The following is an 11,883-nucleotide window of genomic DNA, read 5'->3' on the forward strand; positions in this document are numbered from 1 at the left end:
ACTTCCGTGCGCGCCCTCTACACTGAGCGACGGCGGACTCCCGGGCGGCAAGGGGTGGTTGACGGTGCGTAAGGCCTGGCTGATCGCCTCCGTCGGGTTCGGCGGTGCCCTCGGCTTCATCGCGCTGCTCGTCCTCGGGACGTACATGGCCGCAGGGAGCATGGCGGGCGGTGCGAGCGGCGCGGGCGGCGGCGCTTCCGTCGGGCTCGCCAAGGGCGCCGTACCCGCGACCTATCAGCCCCTCGTCCAGAAGTGGGGCAACCTCTGCAAGGCCATCAACCCCGCGCTGCTCGCCGCCCAGCTCTATCAGGAGAGCGGGTTCAACCCGCGGGCCAAGAGCCCGGCCAAGGCGCTGGGGATAGCGCAGTTCATCCCGGGGACCTGGGCCACGCACGGCCTCGACGGCGACGGTGACGGCGACCGCGACGTCTGGGACCCCGAGGACGCCATCCCGTCCGCGGCCAGTTACGACTGCAAGCTCGCGGGCTACGTGAAGGACGCCCCGGGCAACCCCACGAAGAACATGCTGGCCGCGTACAACGCGGGGCCGTACGCCGTCATCAAGTACGGCGGCGTCCCGCCGTACCGCGAGACGCAGAACTACGTGCAGACCATCACCGACCTCTCCAAGAGCTTCGCGAAGCCCGTGGGGCGCGTGCAGCCGTCGCAGCAGGCGGCCGCCGCCATCTACTACGCGCAGAAGAAGCTCGGCACCCCCTACCTGTGGGGCGGCAACGGCACGCCCGAGCAGAACGGCCGCTTCGACTGCTCCGGCCTCACCCTCGCCGCCTACCGCTCGGTGGACATCACGCTGCCGCGCGTCGCCAACGACCAGTACAACGCCGGGCCGCACCCCAAGCGCGAAGAGCTGCTCCCGGGAGATCTCGTCTTCTTCTCCGACGACCTCACCAACTCCCGCGCCATCCGGCACGTCGGGATCTACGTGGGCGGCGGCTACATGATCAACGCCCCGCGGGCGGGTGCCGTGATCCGGTTCGACCCGATCGACACCCCGGATTACTTCGGCGCGACCCGAGTCACCGAAGATGGCGCGAAAGCGGCCCCCGTCAAGCCGACGGAGGTCTGAAACAAGGGGCCTGCGGAATGTGCGCCGGGGCGTGCGCTCCCGGTGACATGGCTTGAACCCTCCGTAAAAACACTCCCCTGAGCTGCGGCGATGTATCTCTCTTCGGTAACGTCTGAGTGATCTTTCGGTGGAGAGTGGAACGTAGGGGTGGGGACTGCACGTTCCCTTGACTGGACCGACCACGGGGGCTGATGGAAGGGGTGCGCGGAACGGCGCGCCCACGGGCTAAAGACAAGGGGCCGCAGCGCCATGGCTGGACTCGATGAATCCGGGTCGAACCCCGACGTCAGCCTGCTCTACGACATCAACGGCCTGACGCAGGAGACCCCCCACTGGCTCGATCGCGCCCTCGCGTTCGTCGGGGAGTACGGACTGCTGATCGCCCTCGTGCTGCTCGTGGTGTGGTGCTGGTGGGGCCAGCGGAAGCGGGGCACCCTCGACGAGGCCGCCTCCTCGGTCGCCGCCGTCGTCTGGGCGCCGCTCGCCGCCGGCATCGCCGTACTCGTCAACGTCCCCATCCGCGGCTTCGTGGAAAGACCGCGGCCGGCCAAGGACCACAGCGGGCTCGACGTGCTGGTCGACGGCAAGAACGACTTCTCCTTCGTCAGCGACCACGCGACGCTCGCCATGGCCATGGGCGCGGCGCTCTTCGTCGCCAACCGCAGGTTCGGGTTCGCCGGCCTCGCGCTCGCCGCGTTCGAGGGCTTCTGCCGGGTCTTCATGGGCGTCCACTACCCCACGGACGTCATCGGCGGCTTCGCGCTCGGCACCGCCGTCGCCCTGCTGCTCTCCCCGCTCGCGATGGCCCTGCTCACCCCGCTCGCCAAGGCCGTCGGACGGTCGGGGAGCCTCGGCTGGCTGGTGCGCGACCGCCGGATCGGTCCCGTGGCCGCGCCGCTCGGCGACGCGTCCTCGGCCTCGTCCTCGCAGGCGGCGGACCCGGACGAGCGGGACCTCGCCGCCTGACGTGACCGACCGCCTGACGTGACCGGCCGTCTGACGTGACCGGCCGCCGGATCTGCCGGGGCGTCAGAGAGCCTGCGGGAAGTCGAAGAAGCGGTTCGGGTCGTACTGCTTCTTCAGCTTCTTCAGGCGCGGCGCCGCGTCCCCGTAATAGGCCTCGCGCCAGTTCGTCAGCGTCGAGTCCGTGTAGTTCTGGTACGCCGCCCCGGACGCGTACCGCCCCATCGAGCCGTGCGCCTTCTTCAGCCAAGCCCGGGCGGCCGAACCCGAGGTGCCCGCGCGCCACGACGCGATGTACTGGGCCAGCATCCGTGAGCGGCGGTGCACGAAGGCCGTCGCCGTGGGGTCGACGCGGTTGATGGCGCCGCCGAGCGCGGTGAGCGCGATGCTGCCCGCGCTCGCGCCCGTCACGTTCTCGATCTGCGACAGCATCGCGCGGATGCCCGCCGCCGACAGCGAACGGTCGAAGAAGTCCGAGCTCGCCGCGTACGTCTCCCGCTGGAGCGCGCCCTGCGTGTCACGGCCCGGCGTCGCACCCGGCAGATGGCACTGGTCGTCCGCCGCGAAGGACGAGCAGCCCGCGTACACCTCCATGGCCTCCTCGTACGTACGCCGCTTCAGGGAGACGCTACGGGCCGAGGCGCCGATCTTGTCGGCGAGACGGTCGACGGCGTTCTGCAGCTCGCCGTAGGTGCCGAGCGAGAAACAGGCGACGGAGACGGTCGGGGTGCCGCCGGGGGTGTTCGCCAGGTGGACGGAGGACCATATCTCGTCGGGCTGGTCGGGCCCCCACACCTGCCAGGCCTTGATGACGGCGGCCGCCTTCGACCAGGGCCAGGTCATGTACGCCGAGACTCCCTGGGGCGCGGCGTGCGTGCGGTAGGACAGCTCGGTGACGACACCGAAGTTGCCGTTGCCCGCGCCGCGCAGCGCCCAGAACAGCTCCTTGTTCTCCGACTTGGAGGCCCTGAGCTCCTTGCCGTCCGCCGTGATCAGCTTCGCGGAGGTGAGGCTGTCGCAGGTCAGGCCGTACGCGCGGGAGACCACGCCATGGCCGCCGCCGAGGGTCAGGCCCGAGATGCCGACGGTCGGGCAGGAACCCGCGGGGATGGTGACGCCCTTCGCGGCGAGCGAGCGGTAGACGTCGATGAGTTTGGCGCCGCCGCCGATGGTCGCGCTGCTCCCGCTCGCCCGTGTCCTGCTCAGCTTCGACACGTCGATGACGAGCCGTCCGGTGCCGGACGACCAGCCCGCGTACGAGTGGCCGCCGTTGCGTATCGCGACCGGCGTGCGGTGCGCGCGGGCGTAGGCGAGGGCCGTGCGGATGTCGTCCGGGTGCGCCACATAGGCGACGGCGGTGGGCCTCAGGTTGTCGAAGCGGGTGTTGTAGAGCTGCCGGGCCGCCGCCCACTTGGCCTCGCCCGGCTGTACGAGGGTGCCGTCCAGGTCCCTGGCGAGCGCCTTGAGCGTGGCGGGGGAGGTGGCCGCGGCGCTCGTCGTCCTGATCGGCGTGGCCCCGGGGCTCCCGCTGCCGCGCGTCGTCGCTTCCGTGCCCGGAGCCGCCCCCTGGCCTCCGCTCGAACAACCCGCGACCGTGGCGGCGGCCAGCGTGGCCGCCGTGGTGCCGATGAACGTACGTCGTTCCATGACGCCTCCCGTTGCTTCCGGAGAACGAGACGGTGTGCGCGGCGGCCGGGTTCCCCGGATCGCGGGGCCGTACGTCGCGGGACGCTACGTCGCGGGGCTGTACGTCAGGGGGCTCTGCGGGGACGCCTCGTGTTCGGCGGCGTCCGTGCGGGCCTTGCTGCGGGCTCTGCGGGCCGGGCCGCGCCAGCCGCAGGAACAGTGGGCCGCCACGAAACGGCCCTTCTCGACGGTCGACGTGCGGTGGGGTGCGAGGTCTTCCTGATCGGCCACGCGGACACGGTACCGACCACGGGTGAACCAGGGGGCGTCATGGTGCGGCTCGGCCCCTGGGCTCGGCGTGACGGGTCAACGGACCGGTCGTTAGGACGAGGGGGGAACGACGGGGGATCGACAAGCGCGGACACGCTTGGGGGTACAGGCGATGGGTCAGCAGCGCAGGCGCACCGGCACAGCGGGCGCCGCGGTCGCGGTGGCGGGCCTGATGGCCGCCGCCACCGGGTGCGTGGGCGGCGGCGCGGCCGCCGACAGCGGCGGGGCCGAGGACCCCGCGAGCGCGCGGCAGGCGGTGCGGGGGGTCGCCGCGGCACTGGTCGGGGCGGGCAGCGCCAAGGCCAGTACGTCCATGGAGATGGACAGCGGAGGGACGCGCGTGACCATCCGGGGCGAGGGGCGCTACGACTTCGTCCGGCAGCGCGGGGAGTTCGAGGTGGTGCTCCCGCGGGACGCGGTGGCCGGCGGCACGCGCAGGCCCATCACCGAGCTGATGGCCTCGGGGGCGCTGTACATGAAGAACCGCGGGGCCGGGGTGCCGGCCGACAAGTGGGTGCGGATCGAGACACGCTCGCTCTCCGACGGGAACCTCGTCACCGGGGGTGCCACGGACCCCCTCGCGGCGGCTGAGCTGCTGCGCGGGGCGCGGGACGTGTCGTACGTGGGGGAGGAGCGGGTCGGGGGCGAGGAGGTACGGCACTACCGCGGGGTCGCCGATCTGCGGGCCGCGGCCAAGGCTGCCTCCGCAGGTCAGCGCGGTGCGCTGGGGATCGCGGCGGCGAAAGGGTTCAGCAAGAAGGGGGTGCCCTTCGATGCCTATCTCGACGATCGGGGGCGGGTGCGGAAGCTGCGTCAGCAGTTCACCGTGGCCAACGGCGATGTGGCGTCCACCATGCTGCTCTACGGCTTCGGGGCGCCGGTGCGGGTGCGGCTTCCGGCCGACAAGGACATCTTCGCCGGTGAAATCGCGGGGTCGTAGTCGCGTACGGCTGGTGGAAATGGTCCGTCCGTGCCATGCGCGGCGCGTAGGCCGCTCCCTACTCTAGGAAGTCGGTGCCGCGCCGGACGGGACGGGCGCGGGCCGTGCGGATCAGGAAGAGGTGATGGACGTGGCTCCGGTGCGTGGTGGTACGGCGGTTCAGGACCACGTCGCCCTCGCCGAGATCGAGCTCTGCGGCGACCTCATCATTGCGGCGAGTGCGGCGGCCGAGCGGCTCAGCTTCGACCGGATCGACGAGGTGCTGAGGGTCTCCGACGGGCGGGAAGGCGCGGCCCGCGGCGACGACCGCCCCTAGCCCACGCCCTGCCCCTGGCCCCTAGTCGCTCGCCAGGGCCGGGGCCGGGGCCGTTCCCTCAGCGGGAGCGTTACGTCCGGAGCATCCGGGCGATCGCCTTGGTCGCCTCTTCCACCTTCGCGTCGATCTCCGTGCCGCCCTTGACCGCCGCGTCGGCCACGCAGTGGCGCAGGTGCTCTTCGAGGAGCTGGAGGGCGAAGGACTGGAGGGCCTTCGTGCTCGCCGAGACCTGCGTGAGTATGTCGATGCAGTAGACGTCCTCCTCGACCATGCGCTGGAGGCCGCGGACCTGGCCCTCGATGCGCCGCAGCCGCTTGAGGTGCTCGTCCTTCTGCTTGTGGTACCCGTGCACGCCGTGCGCGTGGTCGGAGGCCGCCGCGGGCTCCCCCGGGGTCGGCACGGCCGCGTCGGCCGCCTCGGTGGTCGTCATCGCGTCCTCCTCTGGGACTTATGTTGTGTTTTGTGTTTCTGCAGTTCCGTATACCCCTGGCGGGTATATTCTAGCCGATTCTTCGGGGGGTGTGCTGATCACTGTGCCTGATGGGCGACACTGGGGAGCGGCCGGTTAGCCGTGGCCGGATGATGCGCCTAGCATCAGCCTGACCGCATCCAGAGCACCCCGAGGACCCCACGTGCGCTTTCGTCTGACCCCCAGGGAGACGAGCTTCTACGACATGTTCGCCGCATCCGCGGACAACATCGTCACGGGCTCGAAGCTCCTCATGGAACTGCTCGGAGCGGACTCGTCCGCCCGGGCCGAGATCGCAGAGCGTATGCGGGCCGCGGAACACGCGGGAGACGACGCGACGCATGCGATCTTCCACCAGCTGAACTCCTCGTTCATCACGCCCTTCGACCGCGAGGACATCTACAACCTCGCGTCGTCCCTGGACGACATCATGGACTTCATGGAGGAGGCCGTCGACCTGGTCGTCCTTTATCAGGTCGAGGAACTTCCCAAGGGCGTCGAGCAGCAGATCGAGGTCCTCTCGCGGGCCGCGGAGCTCACGGCCGAGGCCATGCCGAACCTGCGGACCATGGAGAACCTCACCGAGTACTGGATCGAGGTCAACCGCCTCGAGAACCAGGCCGACCAGATCCACCGCAAGCTCCTCGCCCAGCTCTTCAACGGCAAGTACGACGCCATGGAGGTGCTGAAGCTGAAGCAGATCGTGGACGTCCTCGAAGAAGCGGCCGACGCCTTCGAACACGTGGCGAACACCGTGGAGACCATCGCGGTCAAGGAGTCCTGAGCCTCGCCATGGACACCTTTGCTCTGATCGTGACCATCGGCGTCGCGCTCGGCTTCACGTACACGAACGGCTTTCACGACTCCGCGAACGCCATCGCCACATCCGTCTCCACCCGCGCGCTGACGCCCCGCGCGGCGCTCGCCATGGCCGCGGTGATGAACCTCGCGGGCGCCTTCATGGGCAGTGGCGTCGCCAAGACCGTGAGCGAGGGGATCATCGAGACCCCGCACGGCGACAAGGGGATGTGGATCCTCTTCGCGGCGCTCATCGGCGCCATCGTGTGGAACCTCATCACCTGGTACTTCGGGCTGCCCTCGTCCTCGTCGCACGCGCTCTTCGGCGGCATGGTCGGCGCGGCGCTCGCCGGCGGCATCGGCGTCATCTGGTCCGGGGTCGTCGACAAGATCGTCATCCCGATGTTCCTGTCCCCGGTCGTCGGTCTCCTCATCGGCTACCTGGTCATGTGCGCGATCATGTGGATGTTCCGCAGGTCCAACCCGCACAAGGCCAAGCGCGGCTTCCGCATCGCGCAGACGGTGTCCGCGGCCGGCATGGCGCTCGGCCACGGTCTCCAGGACGCGCAGAAGACGATGGGCATCGTGGTGATGGCGCTGGTCATCTCCGACGTGCAGAGCGCCGACGCCCCCATCCCGATCTGGGTCAAGATCTCCTGCGCGCTGATGCTCTCGCTCGGTACGTACGCGGGCGGCTGGCGCATCATGCGTACCCTCGGCCGCAAGATCATCGAGCTGGACCCGCCGCAGGGTTTCGCGGCGGAGACGACCGGCGCGGGCATCATGTTCACCACGGCGTTCATGTTCCACGCGCCGATCTCGACGACGCACGTCATCACGTCCGCGATCATGGGCGTGGGCGCGACGAAGCGGGTGAACGCGGTGCGGTGGGGTGTCGCCAAGAACATCATCCTGGGCTGGTTCATCACGATGCCCGCGGCCGCGCTCGTCGCGGCGGTCAGCTTCTACATCGTGAACTTCGCGTTCCTGTAGCGGCCGCAGCAGCACTCAGCCGGTACATGGAAGGGCCCGCCCCCGGGAGCCAGGGGCGGGCCCTTCTTGTTGTCCCTGCGGTGGCACCGCCATGCAGCACCGCGGGGAGCCCGGGGGGCCGGTGGCTCAGCCGAAGCGGCCCGAGATGTAGTCCTCGGTCGCCTGCACCGAGGGGTTGGAGAAGATCCGCGAGGTCTCGTCGATCTCGACGAGCTTGCCGGGCTGGCCGACAGCGGCCAGGTTGAAGAAGGCCGTACGGTCCGAGACGCGGGCGGCCTGCTGCATGTTGTGCGTCACGATGACGATCGTGAAGCGCTCCTTCAGCTCGCCGATCAGGTCCTCGATGGCGAGGGTCGAGATGGGGTCCAGGGCCGAGCACGGCTCGTCCATGAGGAGCACCTGCGGCTCGACCGCGATGGCCCGCGCGATGCACAGGCGCTGCTGCTGGCCGCCGGAGAGACCGGAGCCGGGCTTGTTCAGGCGGTCCTTGACCTCGTTCCAGAGGTTCGCGCCCTTGAGGGACTTCTCGACGATGTCGGCCAGCTCGTTCTTCTTGTACGAGCCGTTGAGCTTGAGGCCCGCGGCGACGTTGTCGAAGATCGACATCGTGGGGAACGGGTTCGGGCGCTGGAAGACCATGCCGATCGTGCGGCGCACGGCCACCGGGTCCACGCCGCTGCCGTAGAGGTCCTCGTCGTCCAGGAGCACCTTGCCCTCGACGCGGCCGCCGGGGGTGACCTCGTGCATACGGTTCAGGGTGCGCAGGAAGGTGGACTTGCCGCAGCCGGACGGGCCGATGAACGCCGTCACGGAGCGGGGCTCCACGGTCATCGAGATGTCGTCGATCGCCTTGTGGGAACCGTAGAAGGCCGTCAGGCCCGATACGTCGATTCGCTTGGCCATGGGAATCACTGCTTCTTTCGGAAAGCTCTGGGGGCGGGGCGAGAGGGCCGCCGGCACGGTCTCCGTCGGTGGGCCGACGGAGGGATGCCTAGCGGCCCGTCTTGGGGGCCTTCCAGCGGGCCACGCCGCGGGCCGCCAGGTTGAGGATCATGATGAAGCCGATGAGGGCGAGCGCCGCCGCCCATGCGCGGTCGTACGAGGCGTCGGTGCCTGCCGCGTACTGCTGGTACACGTACAGCGGCAGCGAGGCCTGCGAACCGTCGAAGGGGTTCGTGTTGATCAGGGGGTTCACCCAGACCAGGAGCAGGACCGGCGCGGTCTCGCCCGCGATGCGGGCCACCGAGAGCATGATGCCCGTGGTGATGCCGCCGATCGCGGTCGGCAGGACGACCTTGAGGATGGTCCGCCACTTCGGCACGCCGAGGGCGAGCGACGCCTCGCGCAGCTCGTTCGGTACGAGCTTGAGCATCTCCTCGGTGGAGCGGACGATCACCGGCATCATCAGGATGGCGAGCGCCATGGCGCCGGCCCAGCCGGAGTAGTCGAAGCCGAGGATCAGGATCCAGAAGCTGAGGACGAACAGGCCCGCGACGATCGAGGGGATGCCGGTCATGACGTCCACGAAGAACGTGATGACCTTGGAGAGCTTCCCGCGCCCGTACTCGACGAGGTAGACCGCGGTGAGCAGGCCGATCGGCACCGCGATCACGGAGGCCAGGAGCACCTGCTGGAGGGTGCCGATGAGGGCGTGGTAGATGCCGCCGCCGGTCTCCTCGTCGGCGACGACGCCCATCGAGTGGGTCAGGAAGTAGACGTCGAAGACCTTGATGCCGCGATTCAGCGTCTCGTAGATCAGCGAGGCCAGCGGGACGACGGCCAGCAGGAACGTGACCCACACCAGCGAGGTGGCGAGGCGGTCCTTGGCCTGGCGCGTGCCCTCGACGGTCACCGCGAGTACGTACGACCCGACGATGAAGAGGATGGCGGCGATCAGGCCCCACTGGATGCGGCTTTCGAGGCCGGCTCCGGCGCCGATGCCGATGGCCACGGCGGCCGAACCGAGGGCGACGGCCGGGGACGACCAGCGCGGCAGGGTGGCGGCCTTCAGCGTCGAGGGGCGCTTGACGAGCGGGGCGGGCGGGGTCGGTGTCGGTGTCGTGGTGCTCATGCGTTGGCCCCCGAGTACTCCTTGCGGCGCGCGATGATCAGGCGGGCCGCGCCGTTGACCAGCAGGGTGATGACGAAGAGCACCAGGCCGGAGGCGATGAGCGCGTCCTGGCCGTACTCGCTGGCCTCGTTGAACTTGCTGGCGATGTTCTGCGCGAAGGTGCCGCCGCCGTAGTCGAGCACCGACGCGTTGATGAGGAAGTTCGGGGAGAGCACGGTGGCCACGGCGATCGTCTCGCCGAGCGCGCGGCCGAGGCCCAGCATCGAGGCGGAGATGATGCCGGAGCGGCCGAAGGGGAGCACCGACATGCGGATGACCTCCCAGCGCGTGGCGCCGAGGGCGAGCGCGGCCTCCTCGTGCATCTTCGGGGCCTGGAGGAAGACCTCGCGGCTCACGTTGGTGATGATCGGAAGGATCATGATCGCGAGGAGGATGCCGACGGTCATCAGGGAGCGCGGTGCGCCGCCCTGGTACTCGAAGATCCCGGTCCAGCCGAAGTAGTCGTCGAGCCAGGTGTAGAGGCCCGTCAGCTTCGGTGCGACCACGAGGGCGCCCCACAGGCCGTACACGATCGAGGGCACGGCGGCCAGCAGGTCGATCACGAAGGCGATGGGGGTGGCCAGCTTGCGCGGCGCGTAGTGCGAGATGAAGAGCGCGATGCCGATGGCGACGGGCACCGCGATCGCGAGGGCGATCACCGAGCTCACGACCGTGCCGAAGACCAGGACCGCGATGCCGAAGTACGGCTTGCCGCCGGTGCTCGCGCCGGCCGGGTCCCACTCGAAGGTGGTGAGGAAGTTGCCCGTGTTGTCGGCGAGCGCGAGGGACGTGCGGTACGTGAGGAACGCCGCGATGGCGGCCATGATCACGAGGAGCGCTATGCCGGAGCCCCGGGAGAAGCCGAGGAAGATCCGGTCGCCCGGGCGCGTGGCACCGCGGGCGGCGGCCTTGCTCACGGGAGCGGCGGGCCGGCCGGGGTCGCCGGGGGGTGGAGCTGTGGTGTTACTGCTTGCTATGTCCATGGAGTTCTCCGGTCTGCGGAGCTGCCGTGCGCGTGGCGCGGGCGCTCCGTGGCGGCGGTGCACCGGACGGTGCGGCCGACCCTGTCCTGCGGGGCCGGCCGCACTCGGTTCAGCTAGCTCAGGGCCGCGACGGTGGTGCGGACCTTGGCGATGATCTCGGCCGGGATCGGCGCGTAGTCGTTCTCCTTGAGGACGTTCTGGCCGTCCTCGCTGGCGATGTAGGTCAGGAAGGACTTGGTGGCGGCGAGCGTCTCGGGCTTGTTGCCCTTCTCGCAGACGACCTCGTACGTCACCAGGGTGATCGGGTAGGCGCCCTCGGCGGTCGGCTTGTAGTTCAGCTCGAGCGCGAGGTCCTTGCCCTTGCCGACGACCTTGGCCTCGGAGATCGCCTTGGAGGCGTTGTCGACGGTGGCCTTCACCGGCTCCTCGGCCTCCGTCTTCAGGTCGACGGTCTTGATGCCTTCGCCCGCGTAGGAGAGCTCGAAGTAGGAGATGGCACCGGGGGTCTGCTTGACCTGGCCCGCGACACCGGCGGAGCCGTTGGCGGACTGGCCGCCCTTGGGCTCCCAGGACTTGCCCGGCTCATACGGCCAGGCGTCGGGGGCCGCGCCCTTGAGGTACTTGGTGAAGTTGTCCGTGGTGCCGGACTCGTCGGAGCGGTGGAAGGCCTGGACCTTGGTGCTGGGGAGCTTGGCGTCGGGGTTGAGCTTCGCGATCGCCTTGTCGTCCCAGGTCTTGATCTTGTCGTTGAAGATGTCGGAGAGGGTCTTGGCGTCCAGGGTCAGCTTGTCGACGCCGGGGACGTTGAAGCCGATGGCGATCGGGCCGCCGACCATCGGCAGGTCGATGGCCTGGCTGTCCTTGCAGACCTTCTTCGACTTCTCGATCTCTTCGGGCTTCAGCGCCGAGTCGGAACCGGCGAACGCCGTCTGGCCCTGGAGGAACGCCGTGATGCCCGCGCCCGAACCCGTCGGGTTGTAGTTGAGCTGCACGTCCTTGCAGTTGGTCGTGTAGACCTTCCGCCAGGCGTCGACGGCGTTCTTCTGCGCGGACGAGCCGGAGGCAGCGAGCTGGCCCTTGGCGTCGTCGCACTTGATGTTGGCGTTGGCGCTGGTCTCCTTGCCGCCGTCGCCGGAGCTCGTGTCGTCGGAGCCGCACGCCGTGAGGGCCAGGGCGCCGGAGACGGCGATGGCGCCGAGGGAGAGGGCGCGGAGCCGGTTCTTGCGCTGAAGCTTCACTTTCGGGTGTTCCTTCCGGGAGCCGCCGGC

The 11,883-nt window shown here is 69.5% G+C and carries 13 protein-coding genes; 6 read left to right on the forward strand and 7 right to left on the reverse strand.

The features are described from left to right. The first annotated feature begins 58 nt into the window (after nt 1-58). A complete protein-coding gene (locus ACRAKF_RS21190; protein WP_447038798.1) occupies nt 59-1,087 on the forward strand; it encodes a C40 family peptidase in 1,029 nt (342 codons plus the stop codon). A gap of 249 nt (nt 1,088-1,336) precedes the next feature. Beyond that, on the forward strand, nt 1,337-2,053 hold the full coding sequence (locus tag ACRAKF_RS21195; RefSeq protein ID WP_447038799.1) for a phosphatase PAP2 family protein: 717 nt from the start codon (nt 1,337-1,339) through the stop codon (nt 2,051-2,053). 63 nt (nt 2,054-2,116) lie between these two features. Here ACRAKF_RS21195 and ACRAKF_RS21200 read toward each other — a convergent pair whose 3' ends face one another. Together ACRAKF_RS21200 and ACRAKF_RS21205 are read right to left on the reverse strand one after the other, a co-directional pair. Further along, the gene (locus tag ACRAKF_RS21200; protein WP_447038801.1) at nt 2,117-3,697 is read right to left on the reverse strand and encodes an FAD-binding oxidoreductase; all 1,581 of its coding nucleotides are present in this window, start codon (nt 3,695-3,697) and stop codon (nt 2,117-2,119) included. Nucleotides 3,698-3,781: 84 nt separating this feature from the next. Then, nucleotides 3,782-3,967, reverse strand: coding sequence for a hypothetical protein (locus tag ACRAKF_RS21205; protein WP_447038802.1), 186 nt, complete (start codon nt 3,965-3,967; stop codon nt 3,782-3,784). Between the two features lie 151 nt (nt 3,968-4,118). Between ACRAKF_RS21205 and ACRAKF_RS21210 the strand changes: the two genes are divergently transcribed. Both ACRAKF_RS21210 and ACRAKF_RS21215 read left to right on the forward strand, forming a co-directional pair. After that, the gene (locus tag ACRAKF_RS21210) at nt 4,119-4,946 is read left to right on the forward strand and encodes a hypothetical protein (protein ID WP_447038803.1); all 828 of its coding nucleotides are present in this window, start codon (nt 4,119-4,121) and stop codon (nt 4,944-4,946) included. A gap of 124 nt (nt 4,947-5,070) precedes the next feature. After that, the gene (locus ACRAKF_RS21215; RefSeq protein WP_447038804.1) at nt 5,071-5,262 is read left to right on the forward strand and encodes a hypothetical protein; all 192 of its coding nucleotides are present in this window, start codon (nt 5,071-5,073) and stop codon (nt 5,260-5,262) included. 70 nt (nt 5,263-5,332) lie between these two features. Here ACRAKF_RS21215 and ACRAKF_RS21220 read toward each other — a convergent pair whose 3' ends face one another. Beyond that, nucleotides 5,333-5,692 carry a metal-sensitive transcriptional regulator gene (locus ACRAKF_RS21220; RefSeq protein WP_447038806.1) on the reverse strand — a complete coding sequence of 120 codons (360 nt, stop codon included), beginning with the start codon at nt 5,690-5,692 and terminating at the stop codon, nt 5,333-5,335. A gap of 202 nt (nt 5,693-5,894) precedes the next feature. Here ACRAKF_RS21220 and ACRAKF_RS21225 point away from each other — a divergent pair, with 202 nt between their 5' ends. Then, nucleotides 5,895-6,515, forward strand: coding sequence for a DUF47 domain-containing protein (locus ACRAKF_RS21225; protein WP_125513699.1), 621 nt, complete (start codon nt 5,895-5,897; stop codon nt 6,513-6,515). Between the two features lie 8 nt (nt 6,516-6,523). Next, complete coding sequence (locus ACRAKF_RS21230) at nt 6,524-7,522, forward strand: anion permease (RefSeq protein ID WP_447038807.1); 999 nt, start codon at nt 6,524-6,526, stop codon at nt 7,520-7,522. A gap of 126 nt (nt 7,523-7,648) precedes the next feature. On the opposite strand, the gene pstB is transcribed toward ACRAKF_RS21230, so the two are convergent. The 4 genes from pstB to pstS all read right to left on the reverse strand — a co-directional run bounded on the left by pstB (nt 7,649) and on the right by pstS (nt 11,853). Further along, nucleotides 7,649-8,425 carry a phosphate ABC transporter ATP-binding protein PstB gene (gene pstB, locus ACRAKF_RS21235; RefSeq protein WP_447038808.1) on the reverse strand — a complete coding sequence of 259 codons (777 nt, stop codon included), beginning with the start codon at nt 8,423-8,425 and terminating at the stop codon, nt 7,649-7,651. Nucleotides 8,426-8,513: 88 nt separating this feature from the next. Next, the gene (pstA, locus tag ACRAKF_RS21240) at nt 8,514-9,593 is read right to left on the reverse strand and encodes a phosphate ABC transporter permease PstA (protein ID WP_447038809.1); all 1,080 of its coding nucleotides are present in this window, start codon (nt 9,591-9,593) and stop codon (nt 8,514-8,516) included. Continuing rightward, on the reverse strand, nt 9,590-10,615 hold the full coding sequence (gene pstC / locus ACRAKF_RS21245; protein WP_447038810.1) for a phosphate ABC transporter permease subunit PstC: 1,026 nt from the start codon (nt 10,613-10,615) through the stop codon (nt 9,590-9,592). Before pstC ends, pstA begins: the two co-directional genes overlap by 4 nt. 113 nt (nt 10,616-10,728) lie before the next feature. Then, nucleotides 10,729-11,853, reverse strand: coding sequence for a phosphate ABC transporter substrate-binding protein PstS (gene pstS, locus ACRAKF_RS21250; RefSeq protein WP_447038811.1), 1,125 nt, complete (start codon nt 11,851-11,853; stop codon nt 10,729-10,731). Nucleotides 11,854-11,883 lie beyond the last annotated feature (30 nt).

The organism is Streptomyces sp. DSM 118878, assembly GCF_052936595.1.